We start from the raw sequence: 21892 nt of genomic DNA on the forward strand, positions 1-21892 counted from the left end.
GACACATACACCGGGGTGCCCTAAAGTTTTTGATGATTATCAATCGCTTATGGGGTCGGTGTTATGGGACACGTGGAGGCATAACCCCAACTGATACTATAGAGGTTTTAATCATGGCAACTGTTTCCATGCGCGACATGCTCCAGGCTGGTGTTCACTTCGGTCACCAGACCCGTTACTGGAACCCGAAAATGAAGCCTTTCATCTTCGGCGCACGTAACAAAGTTCACATCATCAACCTGGAAAAAACTGTACCACTGTTCAACGAAGCTTTGGCTGAATTGAAAAAGATCTCTTCCCGTAAAGGTAAGATTTTGTTCGTTGGTACTAAACGCGCAGCAAGCGAAGCGGTAAAAGAAGCTGCCAACAACTGCGACCAGTTCTTCGTGAACCATCGCTGGTTGGGCGGGATGCTGACTAACTGGAAAACAGTTCGTCAGTCCATCAAACGTTTGAAAGATTTGGAAATCCAGTCTCAAGACGGCACCTTTGACAAGCTGACCAAAAAAGAAGCGCTGATGCGTACTCGTGAACTGAACAAGCTGGAAAACAGCCTGGGCGGTATCAAAGACATGGGCGGCTTACCAGACGCACTGTTTGTTGTTGATGCTGATCACGAACACATCGCTATCAAAGAAGCTAACAACCTGGGTATCCCGGTATTCTCTATCGTTGATACTAACTCCGATCCAGATGGCGTTGACTTCATCATCCCAGGTAACGACGACGCAATCCGTGCAGTTAAACTGTACCTGAGCGCTGTTGCTACTGCCGTCAATGAAGGTCGTTCTCAAGATCTGGCCGTTCAAGCGGAAGAAAGCTTCGTAGAAGCTGAATAATAAGTCAGGCTCGGTGTGAGCCCTTATTAACCAGGTATTGAAATATGTTGGTTAGGGGGCCTTTTATAGGCCCCCTTTGCGTATCTAATGTGAGATCTTGTTTTCACAAGAGAACCGAGGAAATTGAAATGGTTGCTATTACCGCTGCTTTGGTAAAAGAACTGCGTGAGCGTACTGCCGCAGGCATGATGGAATGTAAAAAGGCGTTGGTTGAAGCTAACGGCGACATCGAGCTTGCCATCGACAATATGCGTAAATCTGGTCAGGCTAAAGCTGCCAAGAAAGCAGGCCGTATCGCTGCTGAAGGCATCATCCTGGCTAAAGTTTCAGCTGACGGCAAATTCGGTGTGATTCTGGAACTGAACTGCGAAACTGACTTCGTTGCTAAAGATGCTGGCTTCAAAGCATTCGGCGAAGAAGTTATCAACGCAGCTCTGGCTGACAAAATCGCTGATATCGACGTTCTGAAAGCTAAGTTCGAAGAACAACGCGCTAATCTGGTTGCTAAAATCGGTGAAAACATCAACATTCGTCGTGTTGCTGTTCTGGAAGGCGATGTTCTGGGGACTTACCTGCACGGCGCACGTATCGGTGTTATGGTTGCGGCAACTGGCGCTGATGAAGAGCTGGTTAAGCACATTGCTATGCACATCGCTGCAAGCAAGCCTGAATACGTTAAGCCAGAAGATGTTCCTGCTGAAGTTGTTGCTCGCGAGCACCAAATCCAGCTGGACATCGCTATCGAATCCGGCAAACCACGTGAAATTGCTGAGAAGATGGTTGAAGGCCGTATGCGTAAGTTCACCGGCGAAGTTTCTCTGACTGGTCAGAACTTCGTTATGGACCCAAGCAAAACTGTTGGTGATTTGTTGAAAGAAAACAAAGCCGACGTTGTAAACTTCATCCGCTTCGAAGTGGGCGAAGGCATTGAGAAAGTTGAGACTGACTTTGCTGCTGAAGTTGCAGCAATGAGCAAACAGTCTTAATGCTAAAAAATGGGGCCGCCAATAGGCGGTTCCATTTTATCCACTTCTAGAATTTAGTCCGTAGACCTTTAGCGCACTTATTGTTGCTCTGAATGTATGACGGTCAAGTCCCCAATACTATTACTGCTGCTTAGGACAGAACACCATGGCAACCAATGCAAAACCCGTATATCAGCGTATCCTGCTTAAGCTTAGTGGCGAAGCCCTGCAAGGCGCAGAAGGTTTTGGTATCGACGCAAGCGTTTTAGATCGCATGGCTCAAGAAGTTAAAGAGCTGGTCGAATTGGGCATTCAGGTCGGTGTGGTCATTGGCGGTGGTAACTTATTCCGCGGTGCCGGTTTGGCACAGGCTGGGATGAACCGCGTAGTGGGCGACCACATGGGAATGCTGGCTACCGTAATGAATGGCCTGGCAATGCGAGATGCGCTGCACCGTGCCTATGTGAACGCCCGCCTGATGTCTGCGATCCCACTTAATGGCGTGTGTGATAATTACAGCTGGGCCGAGGCAATCAGCCTGCTACGTCACAACCGTGTGGTGATTTTTGCTGCAGGTACAGGTAATCCATTCTTCACCACGGATTCTGCGGCTTGTCTGCGCGGCATCGAAATTGAAGCTGATGTTGTGCTGAAAGCAACTAAAGTCGATGGGGTTTACTCCGCAGATCCGGTGAAAAATCCTGACGCGACACTGTACGAACAGTTAACCTATCAGGACGTTTTAGAACGTGAGCTGAAAGTTATGGATCTGGCAGCCTTTACTCTGGCACGTGACCATAACCTGCCAATTCGTGTCTTCAACATGAACAAACCTGGCGCTCTGCGTCGCGTGGTGATGGGTGAGAATGAAGGGACGCTGATCACTAAAGAAGTGACGGCTATCTCTAAATAAGCGACTGCCTGTACTGTCAGGGGGCAATTAGATTGAATACCCGCCCCTTTAGCCAGCAATTGTTGGTTTGTATATTCACCGGCTATACTCAAGCTATGGCCTGCCAAGTAACCAGTTTTCAAGGGTTCACAACGTGATTAACGAAATTAGAAAAGATACCGAAGTACGCATGGAAAAATGCGTCGAAGCCTTCCAGAACCATATTAGTAAGATTCGTACCGGCCGTGCTTCTCCAAGTATCCTTGATGGCATTCAGGTTGAGTACTACGGCACGCCAACCCCTTTGCGTCAGTTGGCTAACGTTGTTGTGGAAGATTCCCGTACTCTGGCACTGACTGTTTTTGACCGTAGCCTTAGTGCCGCAGTTGAAAAAGCAATTATGTCTTCAGATTTAGGTCTGAACCCTTCTTCTGCAGGTACTGTGATTCGCGTGCCATTACCACCGCTGACAGAAGAACGTCGTAAAGACTTGATCAAAGTTGTTCGTGCAGAAGCAGAGCAGGGCCGCGTCTCTATTCGCAACGTGCGCCGTGATGCTAACGACAAAGTGAAAGCCTTACTGAAAGACAAAGAAATTAGCGAAGACGAAGATCGTCGTTCTCAAGATGAAGTGCAAAAATTGACTGATGCTTACATCAAGAAAGTTGATGCAGCATTGGCAGCGAAAGAAGCTGAGTTGATGGATTTCTAATCGTCACTCACCAGGCAGAGCGTCGCTTAGGCGGCGCTTTGTTTTTAGTTCGGTTTACTGCTTTATTGGAAAAATATCTTATTGATAATTTTTCTAATAAAACAATAGGTTATAGGCGCAATAGACTCTCATCAATAAAGCGCCGTAAATTGGGTTTGAGGGTAGTAGTTTTCCGCCTGTCATACAGTTGGTTGATGCCTCACCTATCATAAAAACAGTTATTCAGAGCACTCTCATGAAGCAACTGACTATTCTTGGTTCTACTGGTTCTATCGGCAACAGCACTCTGGGTGTTGTGCGCACTAATCCCGAATTATTCAAAGTTACTGCACTGGTTGCTGGCCGCAATGTCGAGCAGATGGCACAGCAATGCCTAGAGTTCGCTCCCCGTTATGCGGCAATGTCCGATGAAACATCGGCTATAGCGCTGCGTCGCCTGTTGGCTGAAAATGGCTCTCGAACTGAGGTTTACTCTGGTGAAAAAGCAGCTTGCGAATTAGCGGCTTTAGAGGATGTCGATCAGGTTATGGCTGCTATTGTGGGTGTGGCTGGCTTGCCTTCTACATTAGCGGCTATCCGCAAAGGCAAGCAGGTCTTGTTGGCGAATAAAGAGTCGCTGATTACTTGCGGCAAGCTCTTTATGGATGAAGTCAAACATAGCCACGCGCAATTGCTCCCCATCGACAGCGAACATAATGCTATTTTTCAGAGTTTACCTGAAAATGTTCAGCGTCAATTAGGCTATTCTTCTCTAAGTGAGAATGGTGTTTCACGCATTATTCTGACAGGCTCTGGTGGCCCACTGCGTGAAATTCCATTATCACAATTTGTTGATGTCACACCGGATCAAGCCTGCGCACACCCTAATTGGTCTATGGGGCGCAAGATATCGGTCGACTCGGCAACAATGATGAATAAAGGGCTAGAATATATTGAGGCTCGTTGGTTATTTAATGCCAGTGCTGAGCAGATGGAAGTGATTTTACATCCTCAGTCAGTGATTCACTCGATGGTCCGCTATCATGACGGAAGCGTATTGGCACAGATGGGGACACCTGACATGCGCACACCTATTGCACATGCGATGGCATACCCGAAGCGAGTTCAGTCCGGTGTTGCTCCCTTGGATTTTTGCAAAATCCGCGAGTTGACCTTTGGTACACCGGATTATCAACGTTATCCATGCCTGAAACTGGCTATCGATGCATGTAATGCAGGGCAGGCCGCCACGACAGCGCTTAATGCGGCGAACGAAATTTCTGTCATGGCATTCTTGGATTCGAAAATTCGTTTCACTGATATTGCTGTTATCAATCGTACTGTAGTTGAACATTTATCGTCACCAGAACCAACCTGTGTGGATGAAGTGCTGATAATTGACCGTCAGGCCCGTGATATGGCAACGAAAGCAATAGCAAAATTGAATAATTAAAAGCCTTATCACCTGATGCGGGAATTTGTTAGGGCTGGGCTGAGATGGTATAGTCAGCACCATCAATGGAGATATAGACCGTTGATTAACGGCCCAATAGGTATTTAAACCGTCTATTTTGGCTGTCACTTAAGAAGCCGTGACTTGGTACACGGCTTTTTTTGTGCGCTTACTGCCTAATGTTCGGGACGAACAATTGATTTATTGAGGAAATGAGTTCGCATTATGTCGTCTGTAAATGAAGATAGGGCTAACTTGTCCCCACTGACTCCACGTCATGTTGCTATTATTATGGACGGTAACGGGCGTTGGGCTAAAAACCGGGGGAAATTAAGGGTTTTCGGTCATAAAGCGGGAGTGAAGTCGGTTCGTCGCGCGGTCAGTTTTGCTGCTTCTCATCAGTTAGATGCGCTCACGCTTTATGCTTTCAGTAGTGAAAACTGGAATCGCCCTGCTCAAGAAGTCACCGCGCTGATGGAGCTTTTTGTTCGAGCGCTGGACAGCGAAGTAAAAAGTCTGCATAAACATAATGTTCGTTTATCAGTAATTGGTGATATAAGCCGATTTAGTGAGCGCTTACAGCAACGGATTCGTCGCTCAGAAGAGCTAACTGCGAACAATGATGGTCTGAAGCTGAATATTGCAGCCAATTATGGTGGTCGTTGGGATATTATTCAGGGAGTGCGCCACTTAGCTGAACAAGTACAGCGAGGAGAGCTGCAACCCGAAGATATCAAGGAAGAATCGCTAAACTCGTATATCTGCCTACATGAGCAATCTGAGGTAGATTTAGTGATCAGAACCGGTGGTGAACATCGCATCAGTAATTTCTTGTTGTGGCAAATTGCCTATGCTGAACTTTACTTTACTGATGTACTCTGGCCTGATTTTGATGAACATGTCTTTGAAGGTGCGCTGAATGCATTTGCACAACGCGAGCGTCGCTTCGGGGGAACTACACCTATCGATGTCACGGCATCCTAGGGGGAACTTTTGCTGAAGTATCGTCTCATAACTGCTTTGATTTTGATTCCGGTTGTCATTGGTGCACTGTTCCTGCTTCCGCCGGTTGGTTTTGCTATTGTAACTCTCTTTGTCTGCATGCTTGCAGCTTGGGAGTGGGGGCAATTAGCCGGGTTTGCCAGCCGTTCTCAGCGTATTTGGTTGGCTATACTTTGTGGTTTTCTTCTTGTCCTGATGCTGCTTAGTCTTCCTGCCTACCAGCATTCGGCACATCTTCTGCAAGTAAGCGTCCCCCTCTGGCTCTCTATGGGGTGGTGGATTGCCGCATTGCTGTTGGTGCTAACGTACCCACGTTCAGCGGCTTTCTGGCGCAATTCTCGTCTCTTACGTATAATTTTCGGCATTCTGACGATTGTCCCTTTCTTCTGGGGCATGGTGGCACTGCGCCAGTACGGTTATGAGTTGAACCATAATATCGGTGCCTGGTGGTTGCTGTATGTGATGCTCTTGGTGTGGGGAGCGGATTCCGGCGCTTATATGTTCGGAAAACTGTTCGGTAAACACAAATTAGCGCCTAGAGTTTCACCTGGTAAAACGTGGGAAGGATTAATTGGCGGTTTACTGACATCAGCTCTGATATCATGGCTGTTTGGTCGATACGCTCCGTTGGATATCATCCCGGAAAAACTGTTAATCTGTTCCGTGGTTGCTGCATTGGCCTCGGTACTCGGCGATTTGACCGAAAGTATGTTTAAACGTGAAGCGGGAATCAAAGACAGTGGTCATTTGATTCCTGGTCATGGTGGGATACTGGATCGTATCGATAGCCTGACCGCAGCTGTGCCGGTATTTGCCTGCTTAATGCTGTTAGTGTTTTAATCCGTCACTGACGGGGAGTTTAGGGAATATGATGAGCATACTCTGGAGCCTGGCCGCGTTTATTATCGCACTGGGGATCTTAATTACAGTGCATGAGTTTGGTCACTTTTGGGTGGCACGGCGCTGTGGTGTCCGTGTGGAGCGCTTTTCGATCGGTTTTGGTAAAGCGTTATGGCGCCGAACTGATCGTCAGGGTACTGAGTATGTCATCGCCCTTATCCCTCTGGGCGGTTATGTTAAAATGTTGGATGAGCGTGTAGAGGCTGTCGCGCCAGAGTTCCGCCATCAATCTTTTAACAATAAAACTGTTTTACAACGCGCGGCGATCGTCAGCGCGGGTCCGATTGCTAACTTCCTTTTTGCTGTCATTGCATACTGGCTGGTGTTTATCATTGGGGTGCCAAGTGTGCGCCCGGTTGTGGGTGATATTTCACCACAATCTATTGCTGCACAAGCCAATATTTCTCCGGGAATGGAACTTAAGTCCGTAGATGGCATCGAAACGCCTGACTGGGATTCTGTTCGTTTGGCATTAGTCAGTAAAATTGGCGACAAGCAAACGCAAGTGGGGGTTGCTCCATTTGGTTCTGCCAATGTGGTGCAAAAAACACTGGATTTGCGTCAGTGGCAATTTGAGCCAGATAAACAGGACCCTGTCGTCGCATTAGGGATTATTCCTCGCGGCCCGCAGATTGAATCTGTTCTGGCAGAAGTTCAACCAGGTTCAGCGGCAGAAAAGGCGGGTTTACAAGCAGGGGATAGGATAGTTAAAGTTGGCGGTCAGTTATTGGATCGTTGGCAAACATTTGTTTTACAAGTTCGAGATAACCCCGGTAAAGCGCTGGTGTTAGATATTGAAAGGGGTGGTACCCCCTTGTCTTTAACCTTGATACCAGATACAAAATCGGTTGGAGAAAACCGCAGTGAAGGTTTTGCGGGTGTAGTGCCGAAAGTTATACCGCTTCCGGATGAATATAGAACGATTCGCCAATATGGCCCGTTTACGGCATTCTACCAAGCTGGGGATAAAACCTGGCAGTTGATGCGGTTGACGGTAAGCATGTTGGGTAAACTGATTACTGGTGATGTTAAGCTGAATAACTTGAGTGGCCCGATATCTATTGCGCAAGGTGCTGGGGTTTCAGCTGAGTACGGATTGGTGTATTACCTGATGTTTTTGGCACTCATCAGTGTCAATTTAGGCATTATCAATTTGTTCCCATTACCGGTGTTAGATGGTGGACATCTGCTCTTCCTGGCGATAGAAAAGCTGAAGGGTGGGCCGGTTTCTGAGCGAGTACAGGACTTCAGTTATCGCATCGGCTCGATTTTGCTGGTGCTATTAATGGGGCTTGCACTTTTCAATGATTTCTCCCGTCTTTAACGGCAGGGGATAGGTTAGGAAGAACGCATAACAACGATGGCGATGAAAAAGTTGCTCATAGCGTCGCTGCTGTTTGGCAGCGCCACCGTATACGGTGCAGACGGGTTCGTAGTGAAAGATATTCATTTCGAAGGCCTGCAACGGGTCGCCGTCGGTGCGGCGTTACTTAATATGCCGGTTCGCGTAGGCGATACCGTCAGTGATGAAGACATCGGTAATACTATCCGTGCGTTGTTTGCTACAGGCAACTTCGAGGACGTTCGTGTCCTGCGCGATGGTAATACGCTGATTGTTCAAGTCAAAGAACGCCCAACGATTGCCAGCATCACTTTCTCCGGTAATAAAGCGGTGAAAGATGACATGCTTAAGCAGAATCTGGAAGCCTCTGGCGTCCGGGTTGGCGAAGCCCTGGACCGTACCACTATATCCAGCATTGAAAAAGGACTCGAAGATTTCTACTACAGTGTGGGTAAATACAGTGCTTCCGTGAAGGCTGTTGTTACGCCATTGCCACGTAATCGTGTCGATCTCAAACTGGTCTTTACCGAGGGTGTTTCTGCAAAAATTCAGCAGATCAACATCGTAGGTAACCACAGTTTCACAACGGATGAGCTTATCTCTCGCTTCCAATTGCGTGATGAAGTGCCATGGTGGAACGTGGTCGGTGACCGCAAATACCAGAAACAGAAACTGGCTGGTGATCTTGAAACCTTGCGTAGTTTCTATCTTGACCGTGGTTATGCCCGCTTTAATATCGATTCAACTCAAGTGAGTTTGACTCCAGATAAAAAAGGCATCTATATCACCATCAATATTACTGAAGGCGACCAATACAAGCTTAACAGTGTGGTCGTGAGCGGTAATCTTGCAGGTCATCAATCTGAAGCAGATAGGCTGACCAAGATTGAGCCGGGCGAATTGTTCAACGGCAGTAAAGTCACCCGCATGGAAGAAGACATCAAGAAGATGTTGGGCCGTTATGGCTATGCCTATCCACGTGTGGTATCTCAACCTGAGATTAACGATGCTGATAAAACGGTCAAATTGCATATCAATGTAGATGCGGGTAACCGTTTCTATGTCCGCAATGTCCGTTTCGAAGGTAACGACACCAGTAAAGACTCCGTATTACGTCGTGAAATGCGTCAGATGGAAGGTGCTTGGCTGGGGAATGATCAGGTTGAAGCCGGTAAAGAACGTTTGAACCGTTTGGGCTATTTCGAAACCGTTGATGTTGAAACTCAGCGTGTTCCGGGGACTGCTGATCAGGTTGATGTTACCTACAAAGTTAAAGAACGAAACACCGGTAGCCTGAACTTTGGTATCGGTTACGGTACTGAAAGTGGTGTGAGCTTCCAAGTTGGTGTTCAGCAGGATAACTGGCTGGGTACCGGTAATACCGTTGGTATTAACGGCACGAAGAATGACTATCAGACTTATGCTGAATTTACCTTAACTGACCCTTACTTCACCGTCGATGGTGTCAGTCTGGGCGGGCGTATCTTCTATAATGACTTTAAAGCAGATAACGCGGACCTGTCTGGCTATACCAACAGCAGCTATGGTGTTGACGGTACTTTAGGCTTCCCTATCAATGAAAATAACTCATTGCGTGTTGGCTTAGGTTACGTCCATAACGATCTGTCTGATATGGAACCACAAGTCGCGATGTGGCGATATCTTGACTCCGTAGGTCAGGATCCTAATCTGACTGACCGTGCAAGCTTTACCGCAGATGATTTCACGTTGAATCTGGGGTGGACATATAACAACCTTGACCGTGGTTTCTTCCCAACTTCTGGTGTTAAATCATCAGTGAATACGAAAGTGACCGTGCCTGGCTCTGATAACGAGTTCTATAAAATCACTTTCGATACTTCTGCTTACCAGCCGTTAGATGAAAACCGTTCGTGGGTGCTCTTAGGTCGTGGTCGCTTAGGTTATGGCGACGGTATCGGCTCTAAAGAGATGCCATTCTACGAAAACTTCTATGCCGGTGGTTCTAGTACGGTGCGTGGTTTCCGATCAAATAACATCGGTCCTAAAGCTGCATACTATAATGCTAATGGAACCATCCGGGATTCTACAGATGCTGTCGGTGGTAATGCGATGGCGGTGGCCAGTTTAGAACTGATCACACCGACACCGTTTATTAGCGAGAAATACTCAAACTCTGTACGTACTTCATTCTTCATTGATTCAGGTACGGTATGGGATACTAATTGGGAAAATACCGCAGCGACGCGTGCTGCTGGCATACCTGATTACAGTAAAGCCAGCAATATTCGTGTGTCTGCCGGTGTGTCGCTGCAATGGATGTCTCCATTGGGGCCGTTAGTGTTCTCATATGCTAAACCGGTTAAAGATTACGAAGGTGATAAGTCAGAGCAATTCCAGTTTAACATTGGTAAAACTTGGTAATTGATTGGCAAAGTAGTACTGAATTTTAAAGACAGCACTGGTAGTTGAAATAACCTAAAGTAGCGTTGGCTCAGGCTGGCGCTAACTTAGGGATTATTCAGTATTAAGTGCACTTCAAGGTGTCTCTGACACAAACGGGTAATGGTAAGGAGTTTATAGTGAAAAAGTGGTTGTGTGCCGCAGGTCTAGGTTTAGCATTGGCTGCTTCAGCCAGCGTTCAAGCCGCTGACAAGATTGCTGTTGTTAACGTTTCCAGCATTTTCCAACAATTGCCTGCGCGTGAAACCGTAGCTAAACAGCTGGAGAATGAATTCAAAGGCCGTGCAACCGAACTGCAAGGAATGGAGCGCGATCTGCAGACTAAAATGCAGAAGCTGCAACGTGACGGTTCTACCATGAAAGCCAGCGAACGTACTAAGCTGGAAAACGACGTAATGAAACAGCGTGAAACTTTCTCTACTAAAGCCCAGGCTTTTGAGCAAGACAATCGCCGTCGTCAAATGGAAGAACGTAACAAAATTCTGAGCCGTATTCAGGATGCTGTTAAATCTGTTGCCAGCAAAGGCGGTTATAACGTAGTGATCGATGCAAATGCTGTTGCATATGTAGATTCTTCTATGGATATCACTGCTGACGTGCTGAAACAGGTTAAATAAAACATGCCTTCAATTCGACTGGCTGATTTAGCCCAGCAGTTGGATGCACAGGTGCACGGTGATGGCGATATCGTCATCACCGGCATCGCTTCTATGCATTCCGCCGAGCCTTCGCAAATCACATTTTTAGCAAATAGCCGATATCAGGAACAACTCGCCACGTGTAATGCAGGTGCCGTAGTGTTGACTGAGGCTGATTTACCTTTTTGTAAATCTGCCGCTTTAGTCGTGAATAATCCCTATTTAACCTATGCTCGCATGGCGCAAATAATGGATACGACCCCTCAGCCAGCACAGGATATTGCGCCAAGCGCGGTAATTTCTCCACAAGCGACGCTGGGAGAGAACGTCTCTGTTGGCGCAAATGCGGTGATAGAGTCTGGTGTTGTACTGGGTGATAACGTTGTTATCGGTGCAGGCTGTTTTATTGGTAAAAATACTCGCATTGGTGCTGGTAGCCGTTTGTGGGCCAATGTCTCCGTTTATCATGAAGTTGTGATTGGGCAAAATTGCTTAATTCAATCCGGTACGGTCATTGGTGCAGATGGTTTTGGCTATGCGAATGATCGTGGTAATTGGATAAAAATCCCCCAGCTTGGCTCTGTTCATATTGGTGATCGTGTTGAGATTGGTGCTTGTACAACAATTGACCGTGGTGCGTTGGATAATACGATTATTGGCAACGGCGTCATCATTGACAACCAATGTCAGATTGCACATAACGTTGTGATTGGCGACAATACCGCAGTTGCGGGTGGTGTTATCATGGCAGGCAGTCTGAAAGTTGGGCGCTATTGTATGATAGGCGGGGCCAGTGTGATCAATGGTCATATGGAGATCTGTGACAAAGTCACTATCACTGGGATGGGAATGGTGATGCGTCCAATCACTGAACCTGGGTTATACTCCTCCGGTATTCCGCTACAACCGAATAAAGTTTGGCGCAAGACAGCTGCTTTAGTGATGAATATTGATGGAATTAATAAACGCTTAAAAGCTATTGAGCGCAAGATCGATAAAGAATAGTCACTTAAGCCCGAAACTCTGAGCAAATAATCAAACTTATTGGCAGTTAATGTCAAAAGTAAGTGTAAAGAGTTCATAATTTGCGGCCTGCCTAATGCCTCCCTTTTGGGGCTGCGCAGGCCGTGTTGTTGATAGCATCAGTTTTTAGACAGGAAGAGTATTTTGACTACTGACACTCATACTCTGCACATTGAAGAGATTTTGGATCTACTCCCGCATCGTTTTCCATTCTTGCTGGTAGATCGCGTCCTCGATTTCGAGGAAGGTAAATTTCTACGTGCAGTGAAGAACGTCTCTTTCAACGAGCCATTTTTCCAAGGCCATTTCCCGGGCAAGCCAATCTTCCCTGGCGTGCTGATATTAGAAGCGATGGCTCAAGCTACTGGGATTTTGGCGTTTAAGAGCCGTGGTAAACTTGAACCGGGCGAGCTTTATTATTTTGCTGGTATTGATGACGCCCGCTTCAAACGCCCCGTAGTGCCAGGCGATCAAATGATCATGGAAGTTGAGTTTGTCAAAGAACGCCGTGGCCTGACCCGTTTTACTGGTGTTGCGAAAGTTGATGGTGAAATTGTTTGTACGGCAACAATGATGTGTGCGCGTAGCAAACCAGCAACAGCAGAAGTCGCAGCTGTAAAGCCTGACGTTAAGGAGTCCTGATACGTGATTGACAAAACCGCCGTTATCCATCCTAGCTCTATTGTTGAAGAAGGTGCCATTATTGGCGCCGGCGTTCATATTGGCCCCTTCTGCTTTGTCGGATCCCAGGTGGAAATCGGCGCTGGCACGGAACTGAAATCCCATGTCGTCGTTAATGGAATAACAAAAATCGGCTGTGATAATCAGATTTACCAGTTTGCCTCGATTGGTGAAGCAAACCAGGATCTGAAATATGCAGGCGAGCCTACTCGCGTCGAGATTGGTGACCGTAACCGTATCCGCGAAAGTGTTTCTATCCACCGTGGCACTGTTCAGGGGGGTGGATTAACCAAAGTAGGCAGCGACAATTTATTGATGATTAATGCCCATATTGCCCATGACTGTATCATTGGCGATCGTTGTATTCTTGCGAATAATGCGACATTGGGTGGTCATGTAGAAATTGACGATTATGCCATTATTGGCGGTATGACAGCAGTTCACCAATTCTGCGTGATCGGTGCGCATGTTATGGTGGGCGGTTGTTCAGGCGTTGCTCAAGACGTGCCTCCTTTTGTCATCGCTCAAGGCAATCATGCGACGCCATTCGGTATCAATATCGAAGGGTTGAAGCGCCGTGGTTTCGACAAAGAATCACTTCATGCTATCCGTAATGCGTACAAATTGCTGTATCGCAGTGGTAGAACGCTGGATGAAGTGAAGCCAGAAATTGCCGAACTAGCACAGCAATATCCGGCGGTTCAGGCATTCAGTGATTTCTTTGAACGTTCGACTCGCGGCATTATTCGCTGATTTATGCAAAATAGCCCATTATCTGTTGATCGTCCGTTAAGCGGCGGGCGTCCTTTAACTATCGGTTTGGTCGCTGGAGAAACGTCTGGCGACATTCTGGGTGCAGGATTGATTCGTGCACTGAAAGCGCAAGTTCCTGATGCACGTTTTGTTGGTGTCGCAGGGCCTCTGATGCAAGCTGAAGGATGTGAAGCTTGGTTTGAAATGGAAGAATTGGCAGTGATGGGCGTTGTTGAAGTGTTAGAGCGCCTGCCACGTTTATTGAAAATTCGAAAAGAGTTAACTCAACGTTTTAGCGAGCTTTCTCCTGATGTCTTTGTCGGTATTGATGCCCCTGATTTCAATATTACCCTTGAGGGGCGTTTAAAGCAGCGCGGTATCAGAACCGTTCATTATGTCAGCCCATCAGTTTGGGCCTGGCGACAAAAACGTGTTTTCAAAATTGGTAAAGCAACCGATATGGTGCTCGCTTTTCTTCCTTTTGAAAAAGCGTTTTACGATCGTTTTAATGTTCCCTGCCGTTTTATCGGTCATACCATGGCAGATGCCATGCCGTTAACGCCTGATAAACAAGCTGCGCGAGCAGAACTTGGTATTGCAACCAACACACCTTGCCTAGCCTTGCTGCCGGGGAGTCGCCATTCTGAAGTCGAAATGCTCAGTGGCGATTTTTTGCGCACAGCTGCGCTCTTGAAGCAACAAATACCGGAGTTGGACGTGTTGGTTCCTCTGGTTAATAGCAAACGACGTGAACAGTTTGAGCGAATTAAAGCCGAAGTTGCCCCCAACTTATCCGTGCATCTACTTGATGGTAATGCTCGTTTAGCAATGATTGCCAGTGATGCGACGTTGCTGGCTTCGGGTACTGCTGCATTAGAGTGCATGCTGGCTAAATGCCCGATGGTGGTCGGCTATCGTATGAAGCCTTTCACATTTTGGCTGGCTGAACGCTTGGTCAAAACGCCTTATGTTTCATTGCCCAATTTGCTAGCGGGTGAAGAACTGGTGACGGAGCTGTTGCAACAAGAATGTCAGCCACAGAAATTAGCCGACGCGCTGCTGCCATTACTGCAAGGTGGAGATGCCGTTGAGGCTTTAAAGGCACGTTTTCTGATTTTACATCAGAGCATCCGTTGTGGCGCGGATGAGCAGGCAGCACAGGCTGTATTGGAGTTAGCTGGACGATGACGGATATTTTTATTTACCCACAGGCAAATCTGATTGCAGGTGTGGACGAAGTGGGGCGTGGTCCTTTAGTGGGCGCAGTCGTCACCGCGGCAGTCATCCTCGATCCTCAACGGCCAATTGTGGGTTTGGCTGACTCAAAAAAACTGAGTGAAAAACGCCGCCTGTCACTTTATGACGAAATTACTGACAAGGCGCTGTCATGGAGCCTCGGTCGCGCAGAGCCGGAAGAAATTGATCACCTTAATATTTTGCATGCAACGATGCTGGCAATGCAAAGGGCGGTCGCGGGGCTGCATATCGCACCTGATTATGTTTTGATCGACGGCAACCGTTGCCCAAAACTGGCGATGCCATCGTTGGCTGTTGTCAAAGGTGATAGTCGAGTCGCTGAGATTAGCGCCGCTTCAATTCTGGCTAAAGTAACGCGCGATCGTGAGATGACGGAACTTGACCTCCATTTCCCTGAATATGGCTTCGCGCAGCACAAAGGTTATCCAACTGCTGTTCATCTGGAAAAATTGGCAGCTTTCGGTGCGACTGAGCATCACCGGCGTAGTTTCGGCCCGGTTAAACGTGTGCTAGGTTTGGTGTAATTCATTTTGGTATAAACCATTTTTGTGTAAACACTAAAGCAACTTCCATAACATATGGATATGATTCCTTGCAGTAAATTGCTTGGGATATGATTCAATCCACTAATTTCTGGTATCTGGATATGGCCGAACCTCGTTTTGTCCACCTGCGTGTTCACAGCGATTACTCCATGATCGATGGATTAGCCAAGGTTGGGCCCTTGGTGAAGAGAGCTGCTGCATTAGGCATGCCCGCTCTGGCCATTACCGATTTTACCAACCTATGTGGCTTGGTAAAATTCTACGGTAGCGCTCATGGTGCAGGGATCAAACCCATCATCGGTGCAGACTTCTACGTACAAAGCGAAATTTTGGGTGATGAGCTAGCTCACCTGACTGTTTTGGCACGTAATAATGAAGGTTACCAAAACCTAACATTACTGATATCTGAAGCTTATCAACGTGGCTATGGTGCGGCGGGGCCAATCATTGATAGAGATTGGCTGATTAATCATAAAGAAGGGCTGATTCTCTTGTCTGGTGGTCGGATGGGGGATGTTGGTAAGTTTATCTTACGAGGCAATCAGGCTCAGGTTGATCAATGTCTCGAGTTTTATCAAACGCATTTTCCCAACAGCTACTATCTGGAGTTAATCCGTACCGGACGCCCAGATGAAGAAAACTATTTGCATGCTGCCGTGACACTGGCGACTGAGCGCGGATTGCCCGTGGTGGCGACCAATGATGTGCGCTTTATCGACGAGTCAGACTTTGACGCGCATGAAATTCGTGTCGCCATCCATGATGGTTTTACACTGGTTGATCCAAAGCGGCCTAAAAATTATAGCCCACAGCAGTTTATGCGTGACGAAGAGCAAATGTGTGAGCTGTTCGCCGACATCCCTGAGGCCTTGCTCAACAGTGTCGAGATAGCCAAACGTTGTAATGTCACCATCCGACTGGGGGAGTATTTCTTACCCCAATTCCCAACCGGTGATATGAGCACAGAAGATTTTCTGGTTGAAAAGTCGAAACAAGGTTTAGAAGAGCGGCTGGAGTTTTTATTCCCTGATCCTGAAGTTCGGGCGCAAAAGCGCCCAGAATATGATGAACGTCTGGAAATTGAACTCAAAGTTATCAACCAGATGGGTTTCCCCGGCTACTTCTTGATAGTCATGGAGTTCATCCAGTGGTCAAAAGATAATGGTGTGCCGGTAGGGCCAGGGCGAGGTTCTGGTGCGGGTTCTCTGGTGGCTTATGCGTTGAAGATTACCGATCTCGACCCGCTGGAATTTGATCTGCTGTTCGAACGTTTTCTAAACCCGGAACGTGTATCAATGCCCGATTTTGACGTCGACTTCTGTATGGAGAAACGCGATCTGGTGATTGAGCACGTTGCGGAAATGTATGGCCGTGATGCGGTTTCCCAGATCATCACCTTCGGTACTATGGCGGCTAAAGCCGTTATTCGGGATGTGGGCCGTGTTCTGGGTCATCCTTATGGTTTCGTCGATCGTATCTCGAAACTAGTCCCGCCAGATCCGGGGATGACGCTAGAGAAAGCCTTCGCCGCAGAACCACAGTTGCCTGAAATTTATGAGGCAGACGAAGAGGTCAGGGCGCTGATCGATATGGCGCGGAAGTTGGAAGGGGTAACCCGTAATGCCGGTAAACATGCCGGTGGGGTTGTTATCGCACCAACCAAAATCACTGATTTCGCACCACTTTACTGTGATGCTGAAGGAAATAACCCAGTCACTCAATTTGATAAGAATGATGTGGAATATGCTGGGTTAGTGAAGTTCGACTTCTTGGGTTTGCGAACGCTCACTATCATTAACTGGGCGCTGGAGATGATCAATGCCCGGCGTGCCAAAACCGGTTTAGAGCCAATTGATATTGCTTCTATTCCACTGGATGACAAAAAAAGCTTCGATATGCTGCAACGCTCGGAAACGACAGCAGTATTCCAGCTTGAATCCAGAGGCATGAAAGATCTTATCAAGCGGCTTAAACCTGACTGCTTCGAAGACATGATCGCTCTCGTGGCACTGTTCCGTCCCGGCCCGTTGCAATCGGGAATGGTTGATAACTTTATTGACCGTAAGCATGGTCGTGAGGCTATCTCTTATCCCGATATTGAATGGCAGCATGAGTCCCTAAAACCGGTGCTTGAGCCAACTTATGGCATTATTCTGTATCAAGAACAGGTTATGCAGATTGCTCAGGTATTGTCGGGTTATTCACTCGGCGGTGCGGATATGTTGCGCCGTGCAATGGGCAAAAAGAACCCGGCAGAGATGGCCAAACAGCGCTCTGTATTCGAAGATGGCGCCAAAAGTCAGGGCGTTGATGGCGAACTGGCAATTAAAATCTTTGACCTGGTAGAGAAATTTGCCGGTTATGGCTTTAACAAATCACACTCCGCCGCTTATGCTTTGGTTTCTTACCAAACGCTGTGGCTAAAAGCACATTATCCGGCTGAATTTATGGCAGCGGTAATGACCGCTGATATGGATAACACCGATAAGGTTGTTGGCCTAGTCGATGAATGCTGGCGGATGGGGTTGAAAATTCTGCCTCCTGATATCAACAGTGGCTTGTATCATTTCCATGTCAATGACGACGGCGAAATTGTTTATGGCATTGGTGCTATCAAAGGTGTAGGTGAGGGGCCGATTGAGGCGATGCTGGAAGCCCGCAAAGAGGGCGGTTATTTCAAAGAATTATTTGATTTATGCGCCAGAGTCGACACGAAAAAACTTAATCGCCGAATTCTAGAAAAGCTTATTATGTCTGGTGCCTTTGACCGTTTGGGTCCACACCGCGCGGCATTAATGAGTTCGTTGGGTGAAGCATTAAAAGCGGCAGACCAACATGCCAAGGCAGAGGCTATTGGTCAGGTAGATATGTTTGGCGTATTAGCCGATGCTCCTGAGCAGGTTGAGCAATCTTATGCTAATGTGCCGCCGTGGCAGGAACAGATTGTTTTAGACGGTGAGCGGGAAACGCTGGGATTGTACCTGACCGGCCACCCGATTACTCAGTATCTGAAGGAAATAGAACGTTATGCCGGTGGGCTGCGTTTGAAAGATATGCATCCGACGGACCGGGGCAAAATGACCATGGCTGCGGGGTTGGTGATCGCGGCAAGGGTTATGGTGACAAAACGCGGCAATCGTATTGGCATTTGCACTTTGGATGACCGCTCTGGCCGTCTGGAGGTGATGTTATTCACCGATGCGTTGGAAAAATATCAGCATTTATTGGAAAAAGACCGTATCCTGATAGCCACTGGACAGGTCAGCTTTGATGACTTTAGTGGTGGACTTAAAATGACCGCCCGTGAGTTAATGGACATCAGTGAAGCTCGTGAAAAATATGCCCGTGGGCTTGCTATATCGCTGACCGACAGGCAAATTGATGACCAGCTTTTGAACCGTCTCCGTCAGTCGTTGGAACCCCATCGAGCGGGGACGATCCCAGTACATCTTTATTACCAACGGGAAGATGCTCGCGCCCGGCTGCGGTTTGGGGCCACATGGCGTGTGACCCCCACCGATCGCTTATTGATAGATTTGCGAACGCTGGTAGGTAATGAGCAGGTGGAACTGGAATTTGACTAAAATAGGAATGCTATGAGTCTGAATTTTCTTGATTTTGAACAGCCGATTGCAGAGCTGGAAGCGAAAATTGACTCGCTGACTGCAGTCAGCCGTCAAGACGAAAAATTAGATATTAATCTGGACGAAGAGGTTCAGCGTCTACGCGAGAAAAGTGTCGAGCTGACGCGGAAGATATTCTCGGATCTTGGCGCATGGCAAATTGCCCAACTGGCACGCCATCCTGGTCGCCCTTATACCCTGGATTATATCGCTAATATCTTTACCGATTTCGAAGAACTGGCTGGTGATCGTGCTTACGCCGACGATAAAGCTATCGTGGGGGGTATTGCACGTCTGGATGGCCGTCCGGTGATGATCATTGGTCATCAGAAAGGCCGTGATACCAAAGAGAAGATCCGTCGTAACTTTGGGATGCCAGCACCAGAAGGTTACCGTAAAGCATTACGTCTGATGGAAATGGCCGAGCGCTTTAAGTTGCCGATCATTACTTTCATTGACACCCCGGGGGCGTATCCGGGCGTTGGTGCTGAAGAACGTGGCCAATCGGAAGCCATCGCACGTAACTTGCGTGAGATGTCTCGCCTGAATGTACCTATCGTTTGTACCGTCATTGGTGAAGGTGGTTCCGGCGGTGCATTGGCAATCGGTGTTGGCGATAAAGTGAATATGCTGCAATACAGCACTTATTCTGTTATCTCTCCTGAAGGTTGTGCATCAATTTTGTGGAAAAGCGCCGATAAAGCGCCATTAGCCGCAGAGGCCATGGGTATCACTGCTCATCGTCTGAAAGAATTGAAGATGATCGACTCCGTGATCCCTGAGCCTTTAGGTGGTGCACATCGTGATTATTCAGCGATTGCCGCTTCACTGAAAGCACAGCTTCTGGCTGATCTCAGCGACTTGGATGTACTGAATAACGAAGAGTTATTGAATCGCCGTTATCAGCGTCTCATGAACTACGGTTATTGCTGATTTCGACACTCAGACAGTGAAAAAACCGGTGCTGTAATCAGTACCGGTTTTTTTTCATCAATTAAATGAGCGTGTAGCGAATCGATAAGAGATAACTCACTGATGATTTTATTGGAGTAATTCATGCTGGCAATACGTCGGGTTCATCATATTGCGATAATTGGCTCAGATTATCAGGTCAGTAAACAATTCTATTGTGAAGTTCTTGGATTCACTCTGGCTTCCGAAGTGTATCGAGAAGAACGTGATTCATGGAAAGCTGATCTTGCGCTAAACGGGCAGTACATTATTGAGCTATTCTCTTTTCCAACACCCGCACCGCGGCCCAGCCGTCCAGAGGCATGTGGATTACGGCACTTGGCTTTTCAGGTCGACGATATTGAGCTCGCTGTTCGGGAGCTTGAATTAGCCGGGGTTATTTGCGAGGCAATTCGCATTGATCCCTATACAGAGTCACGTTTTACTTTCTTTAATGACCCAGATGGTTTACCTCTGGAACTCTATGAATTGACACCGGAATAACATGAACGCTGTTCCCTCGACATCCCCTGTTTTGCTTAACCCGCTGCTTGCGCAATTGGGTGAACATCGGCATGTGCTGGTTGGGTTCAGTGGTGGCTTAGATTCCAGTGTGCTATTGCATTTATTAGTGTGTTTGCGTGACCAATTTATCCCTGAGTTACAGATTCGTGCCATTCATATTCACCATGGCCTAAATCCATTGGCAGATAATTGGGTAATTCATTGTCAGCAACAATGTGAACAATGGAAAATTCCGCTTGAGGTGGTGCGCGTCAGCATTGACTCCCGTGAAACCGGTATTGAGGCGGCGGCCAGAACTGCCCGCTATCAGGCATTTAGGGCCCATCTTGCCACCAATGAAGTGCTACTTACCGCTCAACATTTGGATGATCAGTGTGAAACTTTCCTACTGGCGCTCAAACGGGGTAGCGGCCCCGCAGGGTTATCCTCGATGGCGGCTAAGATGCCTTTTGCCCATGGCCAGCTTTTGCGCCCATTACTGGCTTTTTCACGTGCAATGCTAGAAAACTATGCCCGAGCGCAGCAGTTGCAGTGGATTGAAGATGACAGTAATCAGGACGATCGTTTCGATCGTAATTTCCTGCGTTTAAGAATTTTGCCTTTACTTAATCAGCGCTGGCCACATTTTGCACAAGCCACGGCGCGAAGTGCTGTCCTGTGCGCGGAGCAAGAGCAACTGCTGGATGAGTTGTTGGCTGATAACTTACAACAATTGCAAAATGCAGAGGGTGCGCTGTCTATTGAGGGGTTATTGCTGGCTTCGACAGCCAAACGTGCCGCAATACTGCGCCGTTGGTTAGCCGCATGTGGTGCTTCCATGCCGTCGCAAAACCAACTGCAACGGTTATGGTTAGAAGTTGCCATGGCCAGACAGGATGCAGAACCTCAACTGATACTGGGCGCTCATCAGATTCGTCGTTTTCGGCAATATTTATATTTGTTGCCTCCTTTGGCTGAAATAAGCGTTCAGCAACTGCCTTGGACTACAGTTTTAGCCGCCCCTGACCAAACCGCTATAGTTCCAGAACCTTTGGTTCTCCCGGCTAACCTTGGTGTGCTGCGTTTTGTTGCGAAGGGGGGGCAAGCTATCAGAGCCGCAGCTGTGGGTGAGGAAATAAGCATACGGTTTGGTTTGCAGGGGGAGATTAGTATTGTTGGGCGGCATCATTCGCGCCACAGTAAGAAGCTATGGCAAGAATTAGGCATCCCCCCCTGGTTGCGAGAACGTATTCCGCTGCTCTATTTTGGTGAGCAGTTAATTGCTGCTGCGGGTGTATTTGTTACTCAAGCCGGTCGAGCTGATGACGATGAGTTATGCTGGCATCTGGATTGGGCTAAACCGGCAGTAAAAAATAAAAATAGCTAAAGTC

19 protein-coding genes are annotated in these 21892 nt (G+C 47.6%); all 19 read left to right on the top strand.

The annotated features are described in order from the left end of the window. Window positions 1-113 precede the first annotated feature (113 nt). The 19 genes from rpsB (at window position 114) to tilS (ending at window position 21888) form a co-directional block, all read left to right on the top strand. Window positions 114-839 (top strand): 30S ribosomal protein S2, encoded by a 726-nt coding sequence (gene rpsB, locus ACIOG0_RS04720; protein ID WP_004706703.1) that lies wholly within the window; start codon window positions 114-116, stop codon window positions 837-839. Window positions 840-967: 128 nt separating this feature from the next. Continuing rightward, window positions 968-1825: a translation elongation factor Ts gene (gene tsf, locus ACIOG0_RS04725; RefSeq protein ID WP_050098113.1), complete on the top strand. Its 858-nt coding sequence runs from the start codon at window positions 968-970 to the stop codon at window positions 1823-1825. 145 nt (window positions 1826-1970) lie between these two features. Then, window positions 1971-2717 (top strand): UMP kinase, encoded by a 747-nt coding sequence (gene pyrH / locus ACIOG0_RS04730; protein ID WP_025377285.1) that lies wholly within the window; start codon window positions 1971-1973, stop codon window positions 2715-2717. A gap of 133 nt (window positions 2718-2850) precedes the next feature. Beyond that, window positions 2851-3408 (top strand): ribosome recycling factor, encoded by a 558-nt coding sequence (gene frr, locus ACIOG0_RS04735; protein WP_050098114.1) that lies wholly within the window; start codon window positions 2851-2853, stop codon window positions 3406-3408. Between the two features lie 235 nt (window positions 3409-3643). After that, the gene (gene ispC / locus ACIOG0_RS04740; RefSeq protein WP_050098115.1) at window positions 3644-4840 is read left to right on the top strand and encodes a 1-deoxy-D-xylulose-5-phosphate reductoisomerase; all 1197 of its coding nucleotides are present in this window, start codon (window positions 3644-3646) and stop codon (window positions 4838-4840) included. Window positions 4841-5065: 225 nt separating this feature from the next. Beyond that, window positions 5066-5824 (top strand): (2E,6E)-farnesyl-diphosphate-specific ditrans,polycis-undecaprenyl-diphosphate synthase, encoded by a 759-nt coding sequence (gene ispU, locus ACIOG0_RS04745; RefSeq protein ID WP_050098116.1) that lies wholly within the window; start codon window positions 5066-5068, stop codon window positions 5822-5824. Window positions 5825-5833: 9 nt separating this feature from the next. Then, window positions 5834-6682 carry a phosphatidate cytidylyltransferase gene (cdsA, locus tag ACIOG0_RS04750; RefSeq protein WP_050098117.1) on the top strand — a complete coding sequence of 283 codons (849 nt, stop codon included), beginning with the start codon at window positions 5834-5836 and terminating at the stop codon, window positions 6680-6682. Window positions 6683-6710: 28 nt separating this feature from the next. After that, on the top strand, window positions 6711-8066 hold the full coding sequence (gene rseP, locus ACIOG0_RS04755; RefSeq protein WP_050098118.1) for a sigma E protease regulator RseP: 1356 nt from the start codon (window positions 6711-6713) through the stop codon (window positions 8064-8066). A 36-nt stretch (window positions 8067-8102) separates the two neighbouring features. After that, window positions 8103-10487 carry an outer membrane protein assembly factor BamA gene (bamA, locus tag ACIOG0_RS04760; RefSeq protein WP_128451842.1) on the top strand — a complete coding sequence of 795 codons (2385 nt, stop codon included), beginning with the start codon at window positions 8103-8105 and terminating at the stop codon, window positions 10485-10487. Between the two features lie 158 nt (window positions 10488-10645). Further along, window positions 10646-11143 carry a molecular chaperone Skp gene (gene skp, locus ACIOG0_RS04765; protein WP_050098120.1) on the top strand — a complete coding sequence of 166 codons (498 nt, stop codon included), beginning with the start codon at window positions 10646-10648 and terminating at the stop codon, window positions 11141-11143. Window positions 11144-11146: 3 nt separating this feature from the next. Beyond that, complete coding sequence (gene lpxD, locus ACIOG0_RS04770) at window positions 11147-12169, top strand: UDP-3-O-(3-hydroxymyristoyl)glucosamine N-acyltransferase (RefSeq protein ID WP_050098121.1); 1023 nt, start codon at window positions 11147-11149, stop codon at window positions 12167-12169. Between the two features lie 162 nt (window positions 12170-12331). After that, entirely contained in the window at window positions 12332-12829 is a 498-nt protein-coding gene (gene fabZ, locus ACIOG0_RS04775) for a 3-hydroxyacyl-ACP dehydratase FabZ (RefSeq protein WP_050098122.1), read from the top strand. Window positions 12830-12832: 3 nt separating this feature from the next. After that, window positions 12833-13621, top strand: a complete 789-nt coding sequence (gene lpxA, locus ACIOG0_RS04780) for an acyl-ACP--UDP-N-acetylglucosamine O-acyltransferase (protein ID WP_050098123.1) — start codon at window positions 12833-12835, stop codon at window positions 13619-13621. 3 nt (window positions 13622-13624) lie between these two features. Further along, entirely contained in the window at window positions 13625-14809 is a 1185-nt protein-coding gene (lpxB, locus tag ACIOG0_RS04785) for a lipid-A-disaccharide synthase (RefSeq protein ID WP_050098124.1), read from the top strand. Beyond that, window positions 14806-15402 (top strand): ribonuclease HII, encoded by a 597-nt coding sequence (rnhB, locus tag ACIOG0_RS04790; protein WP_050140293.1) that lies wholly within the window; start codon window positions 14806-14808, stop codon window positions 15400-15402. The genes lpxB and rnhB overlap by 4 nt, the downstream gene beginning before the upstream one ends. A 122-nt stretch (window positions 15403-15524) precedes the next feature. Beyond that, on the top strand, window positions 15525-19007 hold the full coding sequence (gene dnaE, locus ACIOG0_RS04795; protein ID WP_145525109.1) for a DNA polymerase III subunit alpha: 3483 nt from the start codon (window positions 15525-15527) through the stop codon (window positions 19005-19007). Window positions 19008-19019: 12 nt separating this feature from the next. Continuing rightward, a complete protein-coding gene (gene accA / locus ACIOG0_RS04800; protein WP_050098126.1) occupies window positions 19020-19979 on the top strand; it encodes an acetyl-CoA carboxylase carboxyl transferase subunit alpha in 960 nt (319 codons plus the stop codon). Between the two features lie 123 nt (window positions 19980-20102). Further along, window positions 20103-20501, top strand: coding sequence for a VOC family protein (locus ACIOG0_RS04805; RefSeq protein WP_128451841.1), 399 nt, complete (start codon window positions 20103-20105; stop codon window positions 20499-20501). A gap of 1 nt (window position 20502) precedes the next feature. After that, entirely contained in the window at window positions 20503-21888 is a 1386-nt protein-coding gene (tilS, locus tag ACIOG0_RS04810; RefSeq protein WP_050140295.1) for a tRNA lysidine(34) synthetase TilS, read from the top strand. The last annotated feature ends 4 nt before the right edge of the window (window positions 21889-21892 follow it).

Source organism: Yersinia vastinensis (assembly GCF_044905075.1).
In the GTDB taxonomy this organism is placed as follows: Bacteria; Pseudomonadota; Gammaproteobacteria; order Enterobacterales; family Enterobacteriaceae; genus Yersinia; species Yersinia vastinensis.